General features: G+C 36.8%; 20 protein-coding genes and 2 riboswitches. Of the genes, 1 reads left to right on the forward strand and 19 read right to left on the reverse strand.

Annotation, left to right across the window (positions count from 1 at the left end):
• Positions 1 to 7: 7 nt before the first annotated feature.
• The 10 genes from D0817_RS07790 to D0817_RS07835 form a co-directional block, all read right to left on the reverse strand.
• Complete coding sequence (locus D0817_RS07790) at positions 8 to 439, reverse strand: hypothetical protein (RefSeq protein ID WP_127337830.1); 432 nt, start codon at positions 437 to 439, stop codon at positions 8 to 10.
• 4 nt (positions 440 to 443) lie between these two features.
• Complete coding sequence (locus D0817_RS07795) at positions 444 to 1,448, reverse strand: homocysteine S-methyltransferase family protein (RefSeq protein ID WP_127337831.1); 1,005 nt, start codon at positions 1,446 to 1,448, stop codon at positions 444 to 446.
• A gap of 227 nt (positions 1,449 to 1,675) precedes the next feature.
• A riboswitch (SAM riboswitch) is annotated at positions 1,676 to 1,790 on the reverse strand.
• A 604-nt stretch (positions 1,791 to 2,394) separates the two neighbouring features.
• Positions 2,395 to 3,447, reverse strand: coding sequence for an NAD(P)/FAD-dependent oxidoreductase (locus D0817_RS07800; protein WP_127337832.1), 1,053 nt, complete (start codon positions 3,445 to 3,447; stop codon positions 2,395 to 2,397).
• Between the two features lie 97 nt (positions 3,448 to 3,544).
• Positions 3,545 to 4,126, reverse strand: coding sequence for a precorrin-2 dehydrogenase/sirohydrochlorin ferrochelatase family protein (locus D0817_RS07805; RefSeq protein ID WP_127337833.1), 582 nt, complete (start codon positions 4,124 to 4,126; stop codon positions 3,545 to 3,547).
• A gap of 42 nt (positions 4,127 to 4,168) precedes the next feature.
• Positions 4,169 to 4,945 (reverse strand): uroporphyrinogen-III C-methyltransferase, encoded by a 777-nt coding sequence (gene cobA, locus D0817_RS07810; RefSeq protein WP_127337834.1) that lies wholly within the window; start codon positions 4,943 to 4,945, stop codon positions 4,169 to 4,171.
• Positions 4,938 to 7,028 (reverse strand): ferredoxin-like domain-containing protein, encoded by a 2,091-nt coding sequence (locus D0817_RS07815; protein ID WP_127337835.1) that lies wholly within the window; start codon positions 7,026 to 7,028, stop codon positions 4,938 to 4,940. Before D0817_RS07815 ends, cobA begins: the two co-directional genes overlap by 8 nt.
• A gap of 114 nt (positions 7,029 to 7,142) precedes the next feature.
• A complete protein-coding gene (locus D0817_RS07820) occupies positions 7,143 to 8,387 on the reverse strand; it encodes a sulfate adenylyltransferase subunit 1 (RefSeq protein ID WP_127337836.1) in 1,245 nt (414 codons plus the stop codon).
• Positions 8,388 to 8,543: 156 nt separating this feature from the next.
• Positions 8,544 to 9,443 (reverse strand): sulfate adenylyltransferase subunit CysD, encoded by a 900-nt coding sequence (gene cysD / locus D0817_RS07825; RefSeq protein WP_127337837.1) that lies wholly within the window; start codon positions 9,441 to 9,443, stop codon positions 8,544 to 8,546.
• 208 nt (positions 9,444 to 9,651) lie between these two features.
• Positions 9,652 to 10,362, reverse strand: coding sequence for a phosphoadenylyl-sulfate reductase (locus tag D0817_RS07830; RefSeq protein ID WP_127337838.1), 711 nt, complete (start codon positions 10,360 to 10,362; stop codon positions 9,652 to 9,654).
• A gap of 26 nt (positions 10,363 to 10,388) precedes the next feature.
• Positions 10,389 to 11,321 (reverse strand): sulfite exporter TauE/SafE family protein, encoded by a 933-nt coding sequence (locus D0817_RS07835; protein ID WP_238160842.1) that lies wholly within the window; start codon positions 11,319 to 11,321, stop codon positions 10,389 to 10,391.
• Positions 11,322 to 11,601: 280 nt separating this feature from the next.
• Between D0817_RS07835 and D0817_RS07840 the strand changes: the two genes are divergently transcribed.
• Complete coding sequence (locus D0817_RS07840; RefSeq protein WP_127337839.1) at positions 11,602 to 12,384, forward strand: sulfite exporter TauE/SafE family protein; 783 nt, start codon at positions 11,602 to 11,604, stop codon at positions 12,382 to 12,384.
• A 35-nt stretch (positions 12,385 to 12,419) separates the two neighbouring features.
• On the opposite strand, the gene D0817_RS07845 is transcribed toward D0817_RS07840, so the two are convergent.
• From D0817_RS07845 to D0817_RS07885, 9 genes are all read right to left on the reverse strand, one after another.
• The gene (locus D0817_RS07845) at positions 12,420 to 12,830 is read right to left on the reverse strand and encodes an RrF2 family transcriptional regulator (protein ID WP_008466594.1); all 411 of its coding nucleotides are present in this window, start codon (positions 12,828 to 12,830) and stop codon (positions 12,420 to 12,422) included.
• A 136-nt stretch (positions 12,831 to 12,966) separates the two neighbouring features.
• Positions 12,967 to 13,506, reverse strand: coding sequence for an RDD family protein (locus D0817_RS07850; RefSeq protein ID WP_127337840.1), 540 nt, complete (start codon positions 13,504 to 13,506; stop codon positions 12,967 to 12,969).
• Between the two features lie 261 nt (positions 13,507 to 13,767).
• Positions 13,768 to 14,940, reverse strand: a complete 1,173-nt coding sequence (locus tag D0817_RS07855; protein ID WP_127337841.1) for a trans-sulfuration enzyme family protein — start codon at positions 14,938 to 14,940, stop codon at positions 13,768 to 13,770.
• Positions 14,941 to 15,088: 148 nt separating this feature from the next.
• A complete protein-coding gene (locus tag D0817_RS07860) occupies positions 15,089 to 15,520 on the reverse strand; it encodes an OsmC family protein (RefSeq protein ID WP_127337842.1) in 432 nt (143 codons plus the stop codon).
• Positions 15,521 to 15,589: 69 nt separating this feature from the next.
• Positions 15,590 to 18,004: a bifunctional aspartate kinase/homoserine dehydrogenase I gene (thrA, locus tag D0817_RS07865; RefSeq protein ID WP_127337843.1), complete on the reverse strand. Its 2,415-nt coding sequence runs from the start codon at positions 18,002 to 18,004 to the stop codon at positions 15,590 to 15,592.
• 1 nt (position 18,005) lies between these two features.
• Complete coding sequence (locus D0817_RS07870) at positions 18,006 to 18,989, reverse strand: alpha/beta fold hydrolase (RefSeq protein ID WP_238160843.1); 984 nt, start codon at positions 18,987 to 18,989, stop codon at positions 18,006 to 18,008.
• A gap of 77 nt (positions 18,990 to 19,066) precedes the next feature.
• A riboswitch (SAM riboswitch) is annotated at positions 19,067 to 19,175 on the reverse strand.
• Positions 19,176 to 19,362: 187 nt separating this feature from the next.
• Positions 19,363 to 19,566, reverse strand: coding sequence for a hypothetical protein (locus tag D0817_RS07875; protein WP_127337845.1), 204 nt, complete (start codon positions 19,564 to 19,566; stop codon positions 19,363 to 19,365).
• A 634-nt stretch (positions 19,567 to 20,200) separates the two neighbouring features.
• Positions 20,201 to 21,289, reverse strand: a complete 1,089-nt coding sequence (locus D0817_RS07880) for a homoserine dehydrogenase family protein (protein WP_127337846.1) — start codon at positions 21,287 to 21,289, stop codon at positions 20,201 to 20,203.
• A 217-nt stretch (positions 21,290 to 21,506) separates the two neighbouring features.
• A complete protein-coding gene (locus tag D0817_RS07885; RefSeq protein ID WP_127337847.1) occupies positions 21,507 to 22,808 on the reverse strand; it encodes an O-acetylhomoserine aminocarboxypropyltransferase/cysteine synthase family protein in 1,302 nt (433 codons plus the stop codon).
• Positions 22,809 to 23,064 lie beyond the last annotated feature (256 nt).

The following is a 23,064-nucleotide window of genomic DNA, read 5'->3' on the forward strand; positions in this document are numbered from 1 at the left end:
GGAACTTTTACTTCCATTTTGACTTCTCTATATATTTACAAGTTACACCTGCATCATATATGTAATATTTTATTTTATTAAATCCCGCTTTAACTAATGAAATGGAATCAGGCTTTAATTCTTCTTCTAAAACTATATAGTTATTCTCTGGGTTATTTAAATCGTATTTTACTTTGTAAAATTTATCTACAAGATTGTAATCTCTGCTAGAAACGTGAGATAAAACTTTTTTATCTGTATAAAAATAATATCTCAAAGAACTCGTTTTATTACTGTGCTTGATTCTGGTTGTATATCCTATTGTTTCTCCTTTAAACGTTTTTTCATATTCATCTTGTTCATTATTATTATAACGGACAATAAGGATAAATAAAATCACTATTACACAAATGACAACTGTTCCTAACCACTTAGGTTCTTTATTATTTTCTTCAAACATTTTCCTAAACTAATACCGGTGCCACTCTCGGCTTATAATCCTTCGCCACCTCAGCAATTAATCTAATATGATCCGGAGTTGTTCCGCAACAACCACCAATAATGTTGATTAAATTATCGTCTAAATATTCTTTAATTAAAGCCTGAGTTTGTTCTGGAGTTTCATCATATTGTCCGAACGCATTTGGTAAACCTGCATTTGGGTGTGCTGAAACGTTGAATTGTGTATGCTGTGATAATGTTTTTAAATACGGTTTCAATAAATCGGCTCCAAGAGCGCAATTAAAACCTACGCTTAATAACGGAATATGTGATACTGAAATAAGGAAAGCTTCAACCGTTTGTCCGGAAAGTGTTCTTCCTGAAGCATCGGTAATCGTTCCTGAAACCATGATTGGAATATCAAGATTACGTTCATCTTTTACTTCTTCGATTGCGAAAAGTGCTGCTTTAGCATTTAACGTATCGAAAATGGTTTCTACCAAAAGTAAATCACAGCCGCCATCCATTAAGGCTTCTACTTGTTGTTTGTAGGCAATTCGCAAATCATCAAACGTTACGGCTCTGTAACCCGGATCGTTTACGTCTGGCGACATACTTGCCGTTCTGTTGGTCGGTCCGATGGATCCGGCAACGAAACGAGGTTTGTCCGGATTTTTAGCCGTGAATTCATCTGCTACCTGACGCGCAATTTTAGCCGATTCGTAGTTTAACTCGTAAACCAAATCTTCCAGGAAATAGTCGGCCATACCGATTGTGGTTCCTGAAAAAGTATTGGTTTCTACAATATCTGCGCCGGCGTCAAAATACGCAGCGTGAACATCGCGAATCGCCTGTGGTTGTGTTATGGATAGTAAATCGTTGTTTCCTTTTAACGGATGCGGGAAATCTTTGAAACGTTCTCCACGAAAATCTTCTTCTGAGAAATTGTAGCGCTGCAGCATCGTTCCCATTGCCCCGTCTAGGATTAGGATATTTTTCTTAATTGCTTCCTGAATTGTTATTGCCATTTCTTTTGTCTTTTAGCTGCTAAGACTCTAAGGTTCTAAGAAGCCAAGTTTTTTTTTAAAAATTATAATTTCGAATTTAAACCCGAGGTTTTTAAAACCTGTCGGGTTTAAAAAAGCGGGAATAATTGACAACAAAAATGTGTCAATGATTCGATCATGATACTGAATTCAGTAAAATAATATTGTATGGTTGTCAGGAAGAGTTTTGGAAATACGTTTATGTATTTGTGTTATCTATCTTTAATACTAAGAATTAGTATAAAGTAGAATGTAGCACCTTCTTTATGATAAAGGGTTGCTAAGGTTTCATTGGGTCTTTCCCTCCGCCTTTCGTGATAACTTTCAATAATTTTAAGAACAGTGCAAAGGTATGAAATAGCATTGCTACTTGCAAGTTTTTTTTTTCAGCCTCTCAGGGGCTGGGGTACTAAGCGTCTAAGGTTTAAATTTGGGTATGTTTTTTTAAATAGAGCGCACGGTTTCAACCGTGGAAGACGGATCGTGATTATGCAATGTGACAATGCATTTGATATGCATCGATGTTTAAAAAAACAAAAAGCCCAAACCATAAGCTCCGGTGGTTAAAACACTGGCTATGTTTATGCTTTTTTCTAAAAGCATCGATTTTTTAAAAAATCAAAAGCTCAAACCATAAGCTCAAGTGGTTAAAACCACTGGCTGTGTTTATGCTTTTTCCTAAAAGCATCGATTTTTAAAAAACGAAAAGCTCAAACCATAAGCTCCAGTGGTTGAAACCACTGGCTGTTTATCGTTTTCCTAAAAGCATCGATTTTTTAAAAAATTGAAAAGCCCAAACCATAAGCTCCAGTGGTTGAAACCACTCGATGTGTTTATGCTCTTCCCAAAAAACGAAAAAGCCCAAACCATAAGTTTGAGCTTTCTATATAAAAATCTTGGAACCTTAATATCTTAGCGTCTTAGCAACTTAAACAATCGCTTTCACAACCGCTTTCGGCGCTTCTTTACGAGTTCCGTCGAAACCGTCTACACCGGAAACTGTGGTATATTTTAAAACATATTTTTTACCCGGATTGATGATCTGGTACGCAGCCTGACACATTAAAGTGGCTTCGTGGAAACCACAAAGGATTAGTTTTAATTTTCCTGGATAGGTGTTAACGTCTCCAATCGCGAAGATTCCAGGAATATTGGTTTGGTAATCTAAGGCATTGTTTACTTTAATCGCGTTTTTCTCGATGTCCAGTCCCCAGTCTCCGATTGGTCCTAATTTTGGCGTTAATCCGAAAAGCGGAATAAAGAAATCCGTTTCGATTTTACGGTGTGCTCCGTTTTCTTCGATATCCAGTGACTCCACATGTTCAGCACCATTGATTCCGATTACTTCTGCAGGGGTGATTAGTTTAATTTTTCCGGCTGTTTTTAGTTCCTGTACTTTTTCAACAGAATCTAAAGCCCCTCTAAATTCGTTTCTTCTGTGAATTAAAGTGACCTCTGAAGCTACGTTAGAAAGGAAAATACTCCAGTCTAAAGCTGAATCTCCTCCTCCGGCAATCACTACTCTTTTGTCCCTGAATTTCTCCGGATTTTTGATGAAGTATTTTACCCCTTTGTCTTCATAAAACTCGATATCTTCTATAAGTGGCTTGCGGGGCTCGAAACTTCCTAAACCTCCGGCGATAGCAATAACCGGTGCATGAAATTTAGTTCCTTTATTTGAGGTTACGATAAAACTTCCGTCTTCTTGTTTTTCGATCGTTTCAGCCCGCTCTCCTAAAGTATAACCCGGCTCAAACTGTTTGATTTGCTCTTGCAGGTTATCAATTAAATCTCCTGCCAAAACTTCCGGAAATCCTGGAATATCATAAATAGGCTTTTTTGGATACAATTCTGAAAGTTGTCCGCCTGCTTGTGGCAAAGCATCCAAAATATGACATTTTAATTTTAATAATCCTGCCTCAAAAACGGCAAATAATCCTGTTGGTCCTGCTCCAATTATAAGTATATCTGTTTTAATCATTATGCTTGTTGTTTATAATCATTCTTAATAATGCAAAGAAACGAATAATTTATTCTTCTGCCAATGATTTTTGTCATTGATTTCTTTGCGGAATTTTTTACTCTTTATTTTTTAATGAAGCGGTGATTTCGTTCATCTTTTTTACCTTGTCTTCGAAATTGCCTTTGAGTGTTTTCCTGTATTCATTGAGGTTTTCAACCATCTGATTGATATCTTCCGGAATTACCTCTTCGAAAAACTCCCGCAGTCTTTTGGCAGTTGTTGGCGATTTTCCGTTGGTCGAAATAGCAATTTTTACATTTCCTTTGGTGACTATTCCGCCTAGATAATAATCACATAAATCAGGCGTATCGGCGATATTGCAAATTAAATAACGCTTTCGGGACAAATCATATACTCTTTTATTGACTTTCAGGTCATCTGTACAGGCGATTACCATGTGACGCTTTTTGAGCATTCTCTTTTTGAACTTTGCTTCCGTCAATTTAATGGAAGGATGCTTTTCGGCTAAGACTTTAATCTCTAAATGAAAGTCAGGCGCTACAACCTCAACATTGGCATTTGGACTCGACTTCAGCAAAAAAGAAAGTTTTTCTAATCCAACGTTTCCCCCGCCCACAATTAACACATTCAGATTATGAAGTTTTAAGAATATGGGATATAATTCGTTCTGTTCCATTTTAATTTATTTTCATCTTACCAAAATTAGATGATTTATATTTTACCGAACAATTTCTTTTGATAGAAATTCTTCGTAAAACCCTTTCAGTTTATTGCTTTCGCGAACTACTTCTCCCAAAACAATAATGGCCGGTGAACTTAATCGTTGTTCTTTTACTATATCTAAAATCGAATCTACAGTTCCAACTCCAACTTTTTCTTCGGCTGTTGTTCCGTTTTGAATAATGGCTACAGGTAAATTTCCTTTGTTTTCTTTTTGAAATAGATTGATAATCTGAGGCAATTTGTGCATTCCCATCAGAATTACTACTGTCGCAGAGGATTGTGCTGCCAAGGCTACATCTGAAGATAATTTTCTGTCGGAAGTGGTGCCTGTAATAGCCCAGAAACTTTCTGAAACCCCTCTTTTTGTAATCGAAATTCCCTGACTCGCCGGAACGGCAACTACTGAAGAAATTCCGGGCACTACAAACGTCGGGATCCCGAAGCTTTCAACAAATTCTATTTCTTCGCTTCCACGCCCGAAAATAAAAGGGTCTCCGCCTTTTAAACGCACTACATTTCCGTACGTTAAAGCATTATCAACAGTCAATTGATTGATCTCATCCTGTGTATAAGCATGATTTCCTATTTTTTTTCCCACAAAAATCCGGATCGCATTTTTGGGAGCATGTGCTAATATTTCATCATTGGCCAATGCATCGTACAAAACCACATTCGCTTCAGCCAACGCTTTTACAGCTTTTAGCGTAAGTAAATCCGGATCGCCGGGACCTGCACCGACTAAAGTTACTTTGGGTTTTATGGTCTTAAGCATTTGCTAATTCTTGAGCTCTGTATTTTTCTATAATTGCAAAAAATGCAATTCCTTCCTGAATATATTGTTTTGCAAATGCTTCTGAAGGTTCATTTTGATTGATTTGATATCCCAATTCCCTGAAAGTTGCTGGCAATCCTATTTTTCCTGTTGCTATAAAAACGGTATCAAACAAATCTACAATTCCTGCGTGATTGTTTGTTTTTTCGTTTTCTGAAAGCAACAACGCTTTAGCACCATTTACAAATCCTGCGTAAGCGTGGTAAATAGCATCAGACCATTTTCCTTCGTCGAATGATTCCTGGGCGAAAGTCAGTTTATCTTTGGCTTCTAATAATAAAGTCGCAACCAAATCTATAACAACTCCGGCACATTCTCCTACTCCAACTGCTTTTACGTAGTTGTCTGCATTCCCCCAATCGATGAAATCAGCTTCCGTCAGATTGGTTACATCTGCAAATGGTTTTAAAATTTCATAGAAATATTTCTCTCCTTTCAGATCGTAATAATTCAGGAATTTTTCTCCGTTGGCATTAGCATCAAAATCATTCAGGATAGTACGCAATGCATCTGGTCCTCTTCTGCTTGGAATTTTAATCACTTTGTCTGCAAAACGTCCTGCTCCGTTTCCTAATCTACCTCCGCCCAGTAAAACCTGTAAGGCCGGCGCTACCAATTTTCCGGAGTTGATAGACATTCCCTGAAAACCAATTGCCGACATGTTGTGCTGTCCGCAGGCATTCATACAGCCACTGATTTTGATTTCAATTTCACGGTTGTTTCGGTACTGCGGGTATTCGGCATTGATGACCTTTTCTAATTCTTCAGCTATACCGGTACTACTTGCAATCCCCAAATTACAAGTATCAGTACCCGGACAAGCTGTAATATCCGCCGTTGAATTATAGCCTAAATGAACAAAGTCCAGCCTGGCCAATTCCTGATAAAAGAAAGGAAGATTCTCTTCTTTTACGTGACGGATTACAATATTTTGACGCAATGAAAAACGCAATTCATTGGCAGCGTAATTTTTAATTAAATCGGCTAACAATCTCGCTTTATCGGTATAAAAATCGCCTAATAAAACTTTGATTCCGATAGCGTAATAGCCTGTTTGTTTCTGAGCGATTACATTCGATTCTTTCCACGCTTCATAAGCGGCTGTATCTTCGATTATAACTTGTGGCACTTCTAATAATGGTTCCGGAATCGGACCATCAAATGCTGTGGTATCAATTTCGTAAGTTTCAAAAGCGATTGCTTTTTTTTCTTTTTCTACCAGATCAAGGAAAACATCTCTTCCCATTTCTTTGATCAGGAACTTCATACGTGCTTTCATTCTTTTGGCACGCTCGCCGTATCGGTCGAAAATACGGATGATTCCTTCTGCTGTTGGAATAATCTGGTTTACGGGAACAAACTCTGACAGCAATTCGGCATGTGCAGGCTGGGAACCCAAACCTCCTCCGAACATGATTTTAAATCCTTTTTCCCCATTTACAATTTTAGGGATAAATCCTAAATCGTGTAAATAACTCAAAGCGGTATCTTCTTCAGAGGATGAGAACGAAATTTTAAATTTACGTCCCATTTCCTGACAAATTGGATTTCTTAATAAATATTGAAATAAACCATGTGCGTAAGGCGAAACATCAAATGGTTCGTTTACGTCTACACCGGCGAGTTCGCTTCCTGTAATATTTCTTACCGTATTACCACAGGCTTCACGTAAGGTGATATCGTCTTTCGCAAGGTTCGCCCAAAGTTCCGGAGTCCTGTCTAAACTTACGTAGTGAATCTGAATATCCTGACGCGTTGTAATATGCAAACGCCCTGTAGAATATTCATCAGAAACTTTGGTAATTCGCACTAATTGTTCGCTCGTTACTTTACCGTAAGGCAATTTAATACGAATCATTTGTACGCCTTCCTGACGTTGTCCGTAGATTCCACGTGCTAAACGAAGACTACGAAAACGCTCATCATCAATTTTTCCGCCACGGAATAAGTGAATCTTTTTTTCAAGATCGATAATCTCTTTCTGAACTATCGGATTTTCTATTTCTGTTCTAAAACTTTCCATTTCTTTTTAATGCTTTAGGCTTTAAGCAATAAGCTGTAGGCTTTCTTGCGTACCGTGTTATACATTTTTTGCTAAAAGCTTACCGCCTAAAGCTTATTGCTTACAGCAGTGAAACTATCTAATGAATCCTACTCCTGCTGTTGTGTTTGTCGCTGTATCAATCAGGATAAATGCTCCGTTTGATTTATTGTCGTTGTAGGCATCAAAATATAAAGGCTTGCTTAATTTGATCGTTACTTCTCCAATTTCGTTGATTGCTAATTGTGTGGCTTCTTTGGTTCCGGAATAGTCCGTTGAGATCGTATTTTTGATACTTTCTACTTTGGCCAAAACGGAGTTGGTATTGTGCTGTACAATATATTTGGTACCGGCAACCAGTTTTTTACTGTCCATCCAACAGACCGTTGTACTGATTTCTTTTTCAATTTTTGGAAGCTCTGATGATTTTACGATCATATCGCCTCTTGTTACATTGATGTCATTTTCTAATTCGATTGTAATCGAAGATCCGGCAACTGCTTCATCAAATTGTTTATCGAAAAAGTGAATTTTAGATACTTTTGATTCTGTTAATGAAGGAAGAACCGTTACGGCATCTCCAACTTTAATTGAGTTTCCGTATAATTTTCCGGCGTAACCTCTAAAATCGTGGTATTCTTCTGTTTTTGGACGAATTACGGTCTGAACAGGAAAACGCGCTTTTCCGGCTTCAAAAACATCCGAAGAATGCAATCCTTCTAAATGTTCAAGAACAGTCTGACCTGTATACCACGGCATATCTTTAGACTGATCCACCACATTTCCGCCGTTGATGGCGCTTAACGGAATGTAGCTTACGTTTTGTTCTTTGAAAGTACTTTTAGCATTCAATGCCTGAAAATCGGCTTTGATTTTATTATAAACTTCTTCGGAATAATCGACCAGATCCATTTTGTTGATCGCTACAATCACCTCTTTTACACGCAATAAATTATTGATAAAAAAGTGACGGTAGGTTTGCTCAATAACTCCTTTTCTGGCATCAATCAAAATGATAGAAACCTGAGAAGTCGAAGCTCCTGTAACCATATTTCTGGTATATTCTACGTGACCCGGAGTATCAGCAATAATGTAACTTTTCTTTGCAGTCGAAAAATAAATATGCGCCACATCAATCGTGATTCCCTGCTCTCTTTCGGCTACCAAACCATCAGTTGCCAGTGAAAAATCAAGATAATCGTATCCTTTTTGTTTGCTGCTTTTTTCGATTGCTTCGATTTTATCTGTCGTCAATGATTTTGTATCGTACAATAATCTTCCGATCAAAGTACTTTTTCCGTCATCTACACTTCCTGCTGTTGCTATTTTTAAAACTTCCATTCTTGTATTTTGTTTCAGGTTTAAAATTTTAGTTTCACGTTTAAAGTTGATTCCCTTTGAACTAAAATTTAAAACTGTATGTTTTTGTTTTTCTGATTTCGTTTTTAATTACGTTCCGAATTGCATTAATAATTCACAATTCATAACTCATAATTATTAAAAGTATCCCTGTTGTTTTCTCTTTTCCATTGCGGCTTCAGAACGTTTGTCATCAATTCTGGCACCTCTTTCAGAAATAGTTGAAGTCCTGATTTCCCCTACTACTTCCTGAATAGTTGCAGCATAAGAATCAACTGCGGCTGTACAAGTCATATCGCCAACGGTTCTGAAGCGAACAATTCGTTCTTCGATTTGTTCGTCTTCTTCCTGATACACAAAAGGAGAATGTGACCAGATTAAACCGTCTCTCAAAAAAACCTTTCTTTTATGTGAAAAATAGATCGACGGAATTTCGATATGTTCTTTCTCAATATAACTCCAGACATCTAGCTCTGTCCAGTTTGAAATTGGGAAAACACGAACGTTCTGACCATTTTCTATTTTTCCATTCAAAATATCAAATAACTCCGGGCGTTGATTTTTTTCGTCCCACTGACCGAAATCATCACGAACTGAAAAAATACGCTCTTTTGCTCTTGCTTTTTCCTCATCACGACGTGCACCACCAATACAGGCATCAAACTTAAATTCTTCGATGGCATCTAAAAGCGTGATGGTCTGTAAGCTGTTTCTACTGGAATATTTTCCGGTTTCTTCCACTACTTTTCCTTCATCAATGGCATCCTGAACATTACGAACGATCAGCTCTAAACCTAATTCCTCCACCAGTTTATCCCTGAAAGCAATCGTTTCAGGAAAATTATGTCCCGTATCAACGTGTAAAAGAGGAAACGGAATCTTTGCAGGAAAAAAGGCTTTCTGGGCCAGACGCACTAATGTTATAGAATCTTTTCCTCCCGAAAAAAGTAAAACCGGTTTGTCAAACTGTGAAATTACTTCTCTGAAAATGTATATGGCTTCACTCTCTAAAGCGTTTGTTTTTAATACTGAACTCATTGTGTTTTTTTGTTTCAAGTTTTTGGTTTCAGTTTTAGGTTGTTTTACCTTCTCTAAAATCTTAAACTATCGTTATTCTGTTTTTTTGTTTCTTTTGTTCAACAGGTTAAAAATCCGTTGCTCCAATCTTAATTCCTGATTCTGTAATCTTTATTCTATTCTCTATATTCTTTCCTCTATTTTCTTTCCTCTATCTTCTAGCTTCCACCTAGTCCTTCTTAGCCCCATGCAAACCACATTCCTTATGACTCGATTCCCACCACCATCTTCCGGCTCTGATATCTTCTCCGGGAAAAATGGCTCTGGTACAAGGCGCACAGCCAATACTTACGAAACCTTCTTTGTGCAGGGCATTCTGCGGAACATTAAATTCTTTCAGGTGATTTTCTACTTCTTCTAAACTCCATTTTAACAGCGGATTGAATTTTATGATTTCAAAGCCCCCGTCATATTCAAACAGGTTTAAATCATGCCTGTTTTCGGATTGCTCAGCTCTTAAGCCTGTAATCCAGACTGCATTTCCGGATAAAGCTTTTCGTAGCGGAACTACTTTTCGGATAAAACAGCATTCTTTTCTGTTTTCAACCGAATCATAAAAGCTGTTCGGGCCTTTGGTCTGAAGCAAGTTTTCTACCGCTGCTGCTTCCGGAAAATACACCTCAATTTGTTTTTTATACTTTTTTAATGTTCGGTGAAAAACATCATACGTTTCCTGAAATAATCTTCCGGTATCTAACGTAAACACTGTGATGGCTAAATCATTTTTAAAGATAAAATCAGTAATTACCTGATCTTCCTGTCCAAATGAAGTTGAAAAAATTACTTTCCCCGGATATTCCTCAGCCAAAAAAGCCAGGGTTTCTACCAGTGTAAAGTCTTTTGTTTTATCTAATAATAATTCTGTAACTGTCGCGCTCATATTCTCTTTCTCCTTCTAAATTTATCTTATAATAATTTAGATAATGTTTTTAAACTCAATAAGATGATTAGTATTCCAACCGCAATCATCATTGGTTTTCTTTTAATTTTATTTACTAAAAATGCTGCTAAGGGTGCCGAAATTACGCCTCCTAAAATCAAACCGATAATCACCTGCCATCCGTGTATTCCTCCAAAAAGCATGAAGGTGATACCACTTGCAAATGAAATCGCAAACTCAGCTGCATTTACGGAACCGATTGTATATCTCGGATTTCTACCTCTTCCTAATAATGTTGAAGTCACAATCGGACCCCAGCCGCCACCTCCAACAGAATCCATAAAACCTCCAAAAACAGCTAAAACACTTAATTTTTTAGTTTTCTTTTTTACAATATTCTTTTTCAGGGCTTTTTTGATAATTATAGCCGCCAAAACAATCATGTAAACGGCAATAAAGGGCTTAATAACATCTCCATTAATAACATCCGACAATAAATAAGCGCCTGTTATGGAACCTAAAACTCCCGGAATCAACAAATGCTTTACCAGCTTTTTATTGATATTTCCAAAGCGGTGATGTGAAAGTGCCGATGCTCCCGTGGTAAACATCTCAGACACGTGAACGGCAGTGCTGCTCACTACCGGCGGAACTCCGTAAGCCAGTAAAAATGAAGTGGACGTTGCTCCGTAACCCATTCCTAAAGTTCCGTCTACCAACTGGGCGAAAACTCCAATTAAGAAGAAAATCAAAAGCTCGTAATTTAAACCGCCTATCAATCCATCCCAGGAAAATTCAGAATGATGGTTATAAATTAATGTTGTTAATAAACCAATTAACAATACAACTGGTATGATAATCCATAATCTCTCTTTTAAAGAAACTTCAGTCTTAACTTCAACTTCGTTTATTTCCAATCCTTTCTCCATATTTTTTAAACCATCTTTATTTAAATCCATTATCCTATCGGCTTAGTAGATTACTATGCAAAATTAGTATTTATTTGTAAATAACAAAACAATATCCGGATTTTTTAATTGAAAAAACAACTGAACGCCAAACATTTAAAATAAAACTTACGTTTTCTTTGTAAATCGATATCCCTGAGCGAATTACTCACAATAATAACAAACTAAAAAACAATAACTTAGCAATAATTACAATGCACTAAACATAATGTCTATAAAATCGATAGGATTGTAGTAAATTAGTTATTATTTTTGGCGAAATTTTTTATTTATGGATTTTCATATAGGAATAGTAATTGCGGGTTTATTCGTTGGTTTTATAGTAGGAATGACCGGAGTTGGCGGCGGTTCTCTGATGACTCCGATTTTATTGTGGTTCAACATTCCTCCTACTACGGCTGTCGGCACCGATTTACTGTACGCCGCATTTACCAAAATGGGCGGTGTCTATGTGCATAATAAAAAAAGTAATATCAACTGGAAGGTTACGGGCTGGCTTTCGCTCGGAAGTGTACCGGCTGCCTTAATCACTTTATGGATATTAGAAAGCATCAAAACCGATATTACGACCCTGAATGCGCTAATTAAATACAGTTTGGGCTGGGCATTGCTTTTTACTTCTGTGGCAATTTTGTTTAAGAATAAAATTATGAAGTTTTCTAAAAAACATGCCGGCGACCGCTTTCACAAAGAGAGTACTACTCAAAATATACTGACTGTTGCCATTGGTGTATTATTGGGCGCTACGGTAACGCTGACTTCCATTGGTGCGGGTGCATTGGGAACGGTGACTTTATTTTTCCTGTATCCGTTACTGCCCACTCCGAAATTAGTCGGGACTGAAATTGCACATGCTGTACCCTTAACTCTTGTAGCAGGAATTGGACATGCTTCAATGGGAAATCTGGATTTAGTTTTACTCGGACAATTGCTATTGGGATCGCTGCCCGGAATTTACATTGGAAGCATGCTAAGCGGAAAGGTTCCTGATTTATTCCTTAGAAATGCTATTGCCGTAATGTTGTTTATGGTAGGCTATAAATTGATTTTTTAATTTAGAATCAGCCCAAAAGTAGCATCGTTGTATGTTTAAAATGCAATATCTGCCAACGAATTACTTTCCAGTATTTTAAGTGTATTGTCCCGTACTTCCGTCATTAAACGTCTTGCGGCGCAGGTTGACTCGTCATCACAATCATCGCATCGCTCATAAAAATTATGACTTGCACAAGGCAGCAATGCAATCGGGCCTTCCAGAATACGGTAGACTTTGGCCATACTGATGTCCTTCGGATCTTTAATTAAGTAATACCCGCCACCTTTTCCTTTTTTAGCACCAAGGAAACCGGAGTTTCTTAGCAGCAACAAAATACTTTCCAGGAATTTAATTGAAATATGTTCGCTCTTTGCAATTTCAGCAATTTGCACAGGTTCGTTATTCTCGCGTCTTGCTAAATAAGTTAAAGCTTTGATTCCGTATTTTGTTTTCTTTGAAAGCACTTTTGAATATTTTAGATTTTAGAGTTTTGATATTAGATTTTATCTAAATCAATCACCCGATATATTTTTAAATAACAAAAATATGCTTTTTATATGAGAATACTAACAAGATGAAATTTAAATTCTACTTCACCTATCAAATTACTTCTTTAGATCCAATTAAATTCAATTCTTGCAGTTTCATTTCATCCTCTAAAACATTTTTTTCAACTACATAGGTATTAGAAAGAGAATCATGCCACATCATTCCTGATTCTCCTAAAAAAGATAAAGCCTCAAAAGGAATAAAACGACATAATGTTCTTTTGAAAATAACACCAACACCAGGTTTTAATCCATATTCATTAATTATAATGCTACCTGTCATGATCTTCCCTAAAGTTCTGCCGGAAAGGCTCTCAAAAATAAAATAGTAAATTATCGCAAAAGAAAGATACGTTCCTATAAATCCAAGATCAATCAAAATTTCTTCCCACATTCTATAGATATCCAATTGTAAAATATTTCCCGTAAGCACAACAAATATCGAAACAATGAATATAGTAATAAGAATAAAGGCAAAATCAATAATACAGTTAAAGAAGCGATCACGATCAGAAGTTAGTAGTTTCTTTTCAGGAATATCTATAAAAGGACTACCGTTTTGATCTTTATTTTTTAATCTAATCGTTTTCATTTTTCTTTATGATTCTGTCCCCTGAAACTAATAATTTGTCATCAAGAATGTAATTAGAGCTGCTCATGTTTAGTTTGGTTTAAGTTTTTCCTTATTAGCCGCACTTAAATTTTAGTCCAAACAAAAATATGCTTTTTAGCCAAGGCACAATAAAAAAGAATAACGATTTTTAACCATAATAAAATTACAGTCAAAAATCGTTATTTATAATTTGCACTATAGATTTCTAACAATCTAAAATCAGAAATTTAAAGTCTAAATTTAAGAAAGCGCCTGCTCTAAATCGGCAATTACATCTTTGACGGTTTCTAAACCTACGGATACACGAACCAAACCTTGTGTAATACCCACTGCCAGCTGATCTTCTTCAGACAGTTTACTGTGTGTTGTTGAAGCAGGATGTGTAACAATAGATCGGGTATCTCCAATATTAGCAGAAAGCGAGCAGAGTTTTATTTTATCTAAAAATTTCCTTCCGGCTTCTATGCCGCCTTTGATTTCAAACGCAATAATATTTCCACCTAAAAGCATTTGTTTTTTGGCGATTTCGTATTGGGGATGCGATTTCAAAAACGGATATTTTACGCTGTTCACATTCGGATGTGCTTCTAAAAATTCAGCTACTTTTAATGCATTTTCGCAGTGTTTTTCTACGCGAATGGCAAGCGTTTCCAAACTTTTTGATAAAATCCAGGCATTAAACGGAGATAAAGCCGGGCCTGTATTTCTTGAAAATAAATAGATCTGTCGGATCAAATCTTCACTTCCCACAGTCACTCCGCCTAAAACGCGCCCCTGACCGTCAATTAATTTGGTTGCTGAATGCACTACCAGATGCGCCCCAAACTTAATTGGCTGCTGCAAATAAGGGGTTGCAAAACAGTTATCGATAATTAAAATCAGATTGTGTTTTTTGGCAAGATCTCCCAACAATTGCAGGTCAATTATGTCAACACCGGGATTTGTAGGCGACTCTGCGTATAATATTTTAGTATTAGGCTTAATAAAACTCTCAATGGTTTCCGGTTTGTTAATCTCAAAATACGAAGTTTCAATATTCCATTTTGGAAAATACGTCATAAACAACGCATGAGTCGAACCGAAAACGCTGCTCGCTGATACGATATGATCACCTGCATTTAACAAGGCTGCAAAAGTAGAATAAACGGCTGCCATTCCGGTAGCAAATGCATATCCGGCTTCAGCACCTTCCATTTTGCATATTTTATCTACGAATTCAGTCGTATTCGGGTTGCTGAAACGGCTGTAAATATTTCTTTCTTTCTCTTCTGTAAAAGAAGCTCTCATGTCTTCTGCATCTTCAAATACAAAGCTTGACGATAAGTATAACGGCACCGAATGCTCTAAATACTGAGATCTTTCTAATTGTGTTCTTATGGCCTGTGTTTCAAAACCAAATTCTTGTTCGTTCATTTTTTTTTTCTTTAACACGAATTGCGCCAAGTAGCACAAATCATCACTTTTTTAAATTTCGCAAAAGATTCACTAAGGAATTTGATGCAAATTTTCATTATTTAAGAATCACTCTAAGAATTATCTAATTAACTAATTCTCTAATTGACTAATTTTCTAATTCGATATTATTCAGCACAACCTTGTATTTTATTGTAGCTGTCGGTTCAACCGTTTTGGCTACTGAACAATATTTCTCGAAAGAAAGCTGTGCAGCACGATGTGCCTTTTCCGGATTGATATCTCCTTCTAAATAGAAAACCACATTGATTTCCTTAAAAGGTTTTGCTTCGTCAATCTGAACACGAAGTCCCTCCACCTCAGCATTAAAAGAGGTTATTTCCTGGCGTTGTTTTTTTAAAATCGAAATCATATCGATAGCACTGCATCCTGCAACGCCCATTAAAACAAGCTCCATTGGACTTGCGCCTAAATCGCTTCCTCCAAATTCAGCCCTGCTGTCCACATCGACTACATGACCCCGTTCATTTTTTAATTTAAAATGAAATGCGTCATTTACTCTGTTTAAGGTTACTTTCATTTTTTTGTTTTTTTTGTTGTGTTGTTTGCTTTTTGAATTCTAAAATCTAAAATCTGCCCTCTAAAATTACTATTCTTTATCTGACAATCTCAAAATATCCCCGAAAACGCCTCTTGCCGTAACCGCAGAACCGGCACCGGCTCCCTGAATTACGATTGGTCGGTCTCCGTACGATTCTGTGTAAATTTCAAAGAAAGAATCAGAACCTTTCAAGCCGCCTAAAGCAGTGTCTGAAGGAACGGAAACTAATTTAACTTCCAGAATCCCTTTGTCGTTTTGAAGATCTCCGGACAATTCGCCTATATATCGCAATACGTGATTTGGCTTTTGTTCGGCTTTTATTTTCTCGTAAATCGGATCAAATTCTTTTAATTTAGTCAGGAAATCAGAAACATTTCCGTCTCTTAAATGTTCCGGAATCAGGTTCTGGATGGAGATTTCTTCAAACTCATTTTGTAAATCCAGCTCCCTTGCCAGAATCAATAATTTTCTTCCTACGTCATTTCCGCATAAATCTTCGCGCGGGTCCGGTTCTGTATAGCCATTATCAATTGCTTCCTGTAAAATCTGGCTAAACGGAACGTCTTTGGCAGAGAAATTATTGAACAAATAACTCAGGGTACCGGAGAAAACGCCTTTTATTTTGGTGATATTTTCACCGGAAAGGTGTAATAGTTTTATGGTATCAATTAAAGGCAATCCCGCACCAACATTGGTTTCGTACAGGTAATTCTTCTGGTTTTCCGCCAATGATTTTCTCAGTTCCTTATAAAAACCATAGCTTAAGGTATTGGCTACTTTATTGGATGAAATCAGGTCAAAACTACTTTCAATCAGTGAAATATAATTTTCTACAAAAGTGGCACTTGCCGTATTATCAATTGCAATTAAGTTTTCAAGGTGGTGCTCGTTCGCGTAGGCAATCACATCGTCTATAGTATAGGCAATTCCGTTATTCTGAATCTCATTTTTCCAATCTGAAGTTACGCCTTTTTTGTTTAAAATTACTTTTTTGGAATTCGCAATAGCAAAAACATTCAGTTTAATTCCTTTACGTTTTTCAATGGCTGTAGTGGATTCTAATATCTGATTGATTAAAGTTCCCCCAACTAATCCATGACCAAAAATTGCAATGTTTATTTTTTTGGAAACTCCGAAGATTTCTCCGTGAATTACACTTAGTGCTCTGTTAAGTTCTGATTTCTTAACTACCAAACTCACGTTTTTACCGGTAACGGTGTTATTGAAGAGTATCGGAACAATTTTATTTTTGATTAATGCGGTGTAAGGTTTATGAAACGTACTTAGATCCTGTCCGATAATCGAAATCACCGAAACATTGTCTGTTACCGTAATCTGATTTACATCTTTGGAATAAAAGTCGTTTTCGAACTCTTTTTCTAATTCCACCATAGCAGTGGTCGCTTTGTCAGTGGCCACCACCAGCCCGATTCCTCTTTCTGAAGAACCCTGCGAAATGATACTTACACTGATATTATGATCCCCCATTACTTTAAAAATTCGGGCATCAACACCTGCTTTTCCTAATAATCCGCGGCCTTCCAGATTTACCAGCGAAACATTTTCAAGTACAGAAAGTGTTTTAATTCCTTCTTTTGTTGCATCTGAAGTAATTAATGTCCCTCTGTTTTCGTGATTAAACGTATTTAGAATACGCAACGGGATATTTTTTTCCAGTAACGGAATTATCGTTTTTGCATGCAGAATTGTCGCTCCGAAATTCGCCAGTTCATTCGCTTCGTTAAAAGACAAATATTCGATTTTTTTTGCGTCGGCCACCAAATCCGGATTTGCCGTGTAAATTCCGTCAACGTGCGTGAAATTCTGAAGTTCTTCTGCATTTAAATAATTGGCAATTAGCGAAGCGGTATAATTACTTCCGTTTCTTCCTAAAGTGGTCGTATCGTTATTGTTGTTGGAACCGATGAAACCAGTAACAATATTTACAGTTTCCCCGTTATGCTCCTTAAAATAATTGACCACATTTTTCTTCGAAAGCTGTTCTAAAGGCTGTGCATCACCAAATTTGGAATCGGTTTTCAGCAATTCCCTGGTGTCTACGAAATTGGCAGGAATCCCTTTTTCAAGCAAAATTGCAGTCAGTAATTTAGCTGATAGCAATTCGCCTTTGGATAAAATCTGATCTTTGATTTTGTTGCTGTAATCCCCTATTAAGCTGACACCTTCAAAAAGCTTGTCCAGAATATTAAACTCTTCCGATAAATCAACCTGTGGATAATCTGAAATCTGATAGGTTTTAAAACTTTCCAATAAGGGTTTGTAATTTCCGTTTTTAGAGGCAATTTTTAAAATATCTTCCAATTCATCAGTAGCATTTCCGCGGGCAGAAACGACAACGGCAATTTTCTCGCCCTGATTTATTTTTTCTGTGATAATCGAAACAACTTTGTTAAGTCCTTCTCCGTTTGATAACGATCTGCCTCCAAATTTTAATACTTTCATTTTATCTTTTTATTGTTTCTGCCTTAAAAATATCGGCAAGTAAATGGTCTAATTGTTTGTACTCGATTAAAAAAGCGTCATGTCCGTGTACGGAATCTATTTCGCTGTAATACACATTGTCTTTAATTTTTTTTAATTCCTGATAGGTTTCCCTATTCTCTTTTGCCGTAAAAAACAAGTCTGAATTGATTCCGATAATATGAATCGCAGCAGTTGTTCCCGAGAGCAATGTTTCAAAATCGGCAGTATTTCTGGTAATATCTATGGTTTTAAGCAATTGATTCATCAGTTTGTACGATGCTAACTGATATCTCTTTTGTAATTTTTCCCCGTGATGTGCCAGCCAGCTTTCTATGTTAAATATTGAAAGGTTAGTGTTGATTGTACGCTGAAATTTTTCTTTGAATGATTCCGGAGACCTGTAACACAACATCGCATGGATTCGGGCATCTTCTATGGGGCGTGATGAATTGTTCAGGATTTGTTCCTGTAAATAGCAGTTCGCGATCATCCAGTCTGTCGATTTCCAGTCTGTTGCAATCGGTATTAAATTTTGTGTAATATTTGGCTGCAGTGCCAGCATCTCCCAGGCAATTCCGCCTCCTACAGAACCACCGATAATCGTATGAACCTGTTCTGTTTTTAGTAGTTCAAGTCCTTTTATAAAAATTCGGGCAATATCCCTGGTGGTAAAATCCTGATAGTTTTCAATGATGAAAGAATCCGTTCCGTTACCCGGAACGTTAAAGGCCACTACGGTATAAATAGTGGTATCTATGGTTTTATCGGGTCCGATTAAGTCATTCCACCATCCGTTTTCACCGGTAACCTCAGCATTTCCTGTCAGGGCATGATTGACCAGAACGACAGGTGCAGTGTGTAATGGCAGACCGGCAATCGTAAAACTTAAGGGTAACGACGGGTAAACCGCACCATTTTCTGTGGTGAAATTCTGAATGTTTATAGGGTTTGGTATATTTTCCAATTTCAAATCTGTTGTATTATTGATTTGTATGAGGAAATATTAGAAAGAAAGTCCGGACGGAACCAGACAAATTCTTGTTGTTATCTTTCCACGGTTGGGCGTGGTAGAATGCAGCACCTTCTTCGAATTAACGAAGGGTTGCTAAGGATTCATCGGGTCTAATCCCTCGTCCTTTCTTTATAACATTTCAATACGTTTCTGAACTTAAAGGTGCAAATTAACTACTATTTTCTTAAACAAGCAAATTTATCTGAATTGATTCTTCAATTTCCTGAATATAATTCAATTCAAAACTACTGTACGCGAAAAATCACCGAACATTGCGCCCAGTAAAATTAAGCGGGATTTCCCCTATCTGCTGCTACTTTTCGATTTAAATGAAGAGTGTTTCATTTTCTTTAGAATACATCAAAAACAATAATGAATTTGGTGCTTTTTTTTCTGCGTTTTTATCTGTTTCCGTAATTCCAAAGCTTGGATGAGCCAATTCATTTACCGGCGGTGGCGGATTGTTTCTTTTTGCTCTAAGGCTTTTCAATGCAGAAAATTTCTTTGTAAGGAAGTTGAATGTGCTCATAATATTTAAGTTTAAGTAAGTTATCGTATTTTATTTTTATTATTTGTTTATTTAATTGTTACCCGGACCAAAAGGAATAAAAAAACCCTTTTGGATCAAAATACCAAAAGGGTTAAAAGTTTTTTACAACTCATATATTCTTTTAGTATCAACAGACGCATGCACAAATACGTGCGACGTTAAACATCTTGTTCATCTGTAGGGACTTATTCATCTGTGAATTATTTATTTTAAAAAATTTCTGCATTTGTATAAATTTAAAAAGCCTCTCAAAAATTTTGGGAGGCTTTGCTATATTTTTATTGTTTTTACAATCTTAAGCAATAAGCATCCCAACGGTTTTAACCGAAATGGCACAAAACATTTTGTAGACATTTAAATTCATTTGATTTAGTAGCTTTTGGGTTTAACAAATATGCAAATATTATTTTAAATACACAAATAATAATGAAGAATTTAATTACAAAAATCGTTAAAAAACATTCTTTTAACGTTAAAAATCATCTTACAAAAACAATTTTCACTATAAACAAGTTAAAACTTACAATTAAATCCTTTTTCTCTTTCTAATTTTTCTTCTCAAATCAGTTTATCAAAGAACATTTTTCAACTTTATTTACTGATCAGTAGCATCTTACAGCCAGACAGCTTCTTTATTTTTAATTTTCTCGGCTACTTTCAAAATATCCGTGATAATTCCGCGGGAGATTGCCTGCTTACAAGCTGACGCACTTTTGATTACAATCGGGACATCTGCGTACGACTGCGTAAAAATTTCAAAAATCGTATCCGATCCTTTCAATTGTCCAATTGCCGATGTTGCAGGTTCTGAAACTAACTTTACTTCCAGTGTGTTTTTCTGAACATCAAATTCACCTACATATCGGAGCACATGATTATCGGCCTGGGTGATTTTGGCAATCTTGAACGACCTGTCAATGGCATCCCTATTGAGTGTGCCGTTTTTCTCCAGGTGCTCTTCTTTTAGTAATGAAGTGATTTTTATGTCCGAAAGCTCAAAATCTTTCCCAATTTCCCTTGTCAGGATCAGTAATTTTCGCGCCGTATCATTTCCTGATAGATCTTCCCTGAAAGTAGAACGCATGAAACCTAAAAGACTCGCGTCTTTCAAGACCGCAGAAAACGCAGTTTCATCCGATGAAAAGCGATTGAAAACATAACTGAGATTATCTGAGAAAACGCCTCTTATTTTAGTGATTTTTTCCCCTGAATTATACAAATCCCTCAAAGTCTGTAAAACCGGAAATCCGGTATCGACCGAAGTTTCATATAAAAACTCCTTATCGTACTTTTTAAGATTCTCCCTTATTTCCTTATAAAGTCCAATGGGTAAGGTATTGGCTTTTTTATTTACCGCAACGATATTAAACCCGTTCTGAATTAAGGTATTGTAATGACTGATCAGTTCATCACTCGCCGTAGCATCAACTGCAATTAAATTTTCGAATTCATTTTCTTTGGCAAATTCAACAATATCTTCTACCCTGAACGGCACTGCCAGTTGAACAAAATTGGTTTCCCAGGCATATCCCACGCCTTCTTTCTCGAAAAAAGCAACGGTTGAATTCGTGATGATCGGAAAATGAAAATCAATGTTTTTGTTCTCAAGAAAAAACTCCTGACTTTCGATAATCTGATTAATTAAAGTGCTTCCGATATTACCGATTCCGAAGAGGATGATATTTATTCTAAGCTTTGACATAATTTTAATTTTTAAAAACCATTTTCAGGTTAAGTAACCACATACAAATGATACGTTCCGTGAAGTAAAGCAAGCCCCATTTTAAATGAACTTATCATACTTTTTATGGTTCAAATTTTATTTTCCAAACCTTTATGATGAACGTTTTTTATAAAAAATCACCTCTAGCAAAACTCACATTGCTAAAGGCAATTTTTCAAACAAAAAACAAAAAAACCTAATTTTTAACACTGTATTGCGATTGCGTAACGCTTGCAAAAACAGTTTGCAGATCGGCAATTAAATCCTCGATATCTTCGATTCCGACAGAAAGACGAACCAAATCTTTAGAAACTCCCGTCTCTAATTGTTCCGCATCTGTCAATTGCTGATGTGTAGTGCTTGCCGGATGAATAATCAGTGATTTGGTATCACCGATGTTCGCCAAAAGAGAGAATAATTTTGTTTCGTCCACTACTTTTTTAGCAGCATCGAAACCTCCTTTTAATCCGAATGTAATAATTCCGCTTTGTCCTTCGGGAAGATATTCCTGGGCCAGATCAAAATATTTACCGGATTTCAGACCCGGATAGTTTACCCAGACCACTTCGTCCTGTTGCTCCAGCCATTCGGCCAGAGCCAGGGCGTTTTCGCTGTGTTTCTTAATGCGGATGGGCAATGTTTCTAATCCCTGAATGATCTGAAAGGCATTAAACGGGCTCAAAGCCGAACCAAAATCACGTAAACCTTCTATTCTTGCTTTTGCAATGAAAGCCGCATTTCCTAACGCTTCATGGTACACCAGCCCGTGATATCCCGCAGAAGGCTCTGTGAATTCAGGGAATTTTCCGTTAGACCAGTCAAAAGTTCCGGCATCAATAATAACACCGCCTAATGAGGTTCCGTTTCCTGAAATATATTTGGTCAGCGAGTGAATGACGATATTTGCCCCGTATTCGATTGGTTTCAGCAAATAAGGAGTCGCCACGGTATTGTCTACAATAAAGGGCACTTTGAAGGCTTTGGCTTCTGCCGAAATCGCTTTCAGATCCAATACATCCAATTTTGGATTCCCTAAGGATTCTACAAAGAAAGCCCTGGTATTTTCTTTTGCCGCTTTGGTGAAGTTTTTGGCATCGGACGGATCAACAAATGTTGTTGTGATTCCCAATCTCGGCAAAGTCACTTTTAATAAGTTATAGGTTCCGCCATACAAGCTATTTGACGCTACAATATGATCGCCTGCTTTTAGCAAAGTCAGGAAAGTGGTTGCAATTGCTGAGGCTCCGGAAGCAGTCACAACCGCTGCAATTCCGCCTTCAAGCGCTGCCAGTCGTTGTTCTAAAATATCATTTGTCGGATTGTTTAACCGGGTGTAGATAAATCCGGCTTCGGCTAGACCAAATAAATTGGCTGCATGGTCCGAATTATTAAATACATAAGAGGATGTCTGATAGATAGGAACTGCTCTGGTTCCGCCATTTTTAGTAACATCATGTCCTGCGTGCAGTGCGTTTGTTGCAAATTTTTGTGTGCTCATGATTTCGTATTTTTTTATATTGTTAAATCGTATGTTGACTTGTGATTGGTTTATTTTAATTCGAAGATTTTCCTCCCAGTTCATAAATTTGAAACAGTACTGCCTTCTGGTTTCTTAAAGACTCTTCACGGCGTGGCGTTTTTACTGTTTGTGTATCTTTTACTGAATTGATATTTTGTGAATCGGTATCCGATAATCACTGTATTGTTGCTGAATTTCTATTGGTTGTTTTCATGAGTATATATTTTTTTTAAAT

This window comes from Flavobacterium cupreum, from assembly GCF_003996965.1.
Classification (GTDB): domain Bacteria; phylum Bacteroidota; class Bacteroidia; order Flavobacteriales; family Flavobacteriaceae; genus Flavobacterium; species Flavobacterium cupreum.

What these genes read in the sequence shown, in the direction of transcription:
- D0817_RS07820 (WP_127337836.1), bottom strand. Translation starts at nt 8,387, where the DNA reads ATGGAAGTTTTAAAAATAGCAACAGCAGGAAGTGTAGATGACGGAAAA.
- D0817_RS07875 (WP_127337845.1), bottom strand. Translation starts at nt 19,566, where the DNA reads ATGAGCACATTCAACTTCCTTACAAAGAAATTTTCTGCATTGAAAAGC.
- cobA (WP_127337834.1), bottom strand. Translation starts at nt 4,945, where the DNA reads ATGCTTAAGACCATAAAACCCAAAGTAACTTTAGTCGGTGCAGGTCCC.
- D0817_RS07880 (WP_127337846.1), bottom strand. Translation starts at nt 21,289, where the DNA reads ATGTCAAAGCTTAGAATAAATATCATCCTCTTCGGAATCGGTAATATC.
- D0817_RS07835 (WP_238160842.1), bottom strand. Translation starts at nt 11,321, where the DNA reads ATGGATTTAAATAAAGATGGTTTAAAAAATATGGAGAAAGGATTGGAA.
- D0817_RS07815 (WP_127337835.1), bottom strand. Translation starts at nt 7,028, where the DNA reads ATGGAAAGTTTTAGAACAGAAATAGAAAATCCGATAGTTCAGAAAGAG.
- D0817_RS07855 (WP_127337841.1), bottom strand. Translation starts at nt 14,940, where the DNA reads ATGAACGAACAAGAATTTGGTTTTGAAACACAGGCCATAAGAACACAA.
- D0817_RS07840 (WP_127337839.1), top strand. Translation starts at nt 11,602, where the DNA reads ATGGATTTTCATATAGGAATAGTAATTGCGGGTTTATTCGTTGGTTTT.
- D0817_RS07800 (WP_127337832.1), bottom strand. Translation starts at nt 3,447, where the DNA reads ATGATTAAAACAGATATACTTATAATTGGAGCAGGACCAACAGGATTA.
- D0817_RS07795 (WP_127337831.1), bottom strand. Translation starts at nt 1,448, where the DNA reads ATGGCAATAACAATTCAGGAAGCAATTAAGAAAAATATCCTAATCCTA.
- D0817_RS07790 (WP_127337830.1), bottom strand. Translation starts at nt 439, where the DNA reads ATGTTTGAAGAAAATAATAAAGAACCTAAGTGGTTAGGAACAGTTGTC.
- D0817_RS07850 (WP_127337840.1), bottom strand. Translation starts at nt 13,506, where the DNA reads ATGAAAACGATTAGATTAAAAAATAAAGATCAAAACGGTAGTCCTTTT.
- D0817_RS07885 (WP_127337847.1), bottom strand. Translation starts at nt 22,808, where the DNA reads ATGAGCACACAAAAATTTGCAACAAACGCACTGCACGCAGGACATGAT.
- thrA (WP_127337843.1), bottom strand. Translation starts at nt 18,004, where the DNA reads ATGAAAGTATTAAAATTTGGAGGCAGATCGTTATCAAACGGAGAAGGA.
- D0817_RS07805 (WP_127337833.1), bottom strand. Translation starts at nt 4,126, where the DNA reads ATGGAACAGAACGAATTATATCCCATATTCTTAAAACTTCATAATCTG.
- D0817_RS07830 (WP_127337838.1), bottom strand. Translation starts at nt 10,362, where the DNA reads ATGAGCGCGACAGTTACAGAATTATTATTAGATAAAACAAAAGACTTT.
- cysD (WP_127337837.1), bottom strand. Translation starts at nt 9,443, where the DNA reads ATGAGTTCAGTATTAAAAACAAACGCTTTAGAGAGTGAAGCCATATAC.
- D0817_RS07860 (WP_127337842.1), bottom strand. Translation starts at nt 15,520, where the DNA reads ATGAAAGTAACCTTAAACAGAGTAAATGACGCATTTCATTTTAAATTA.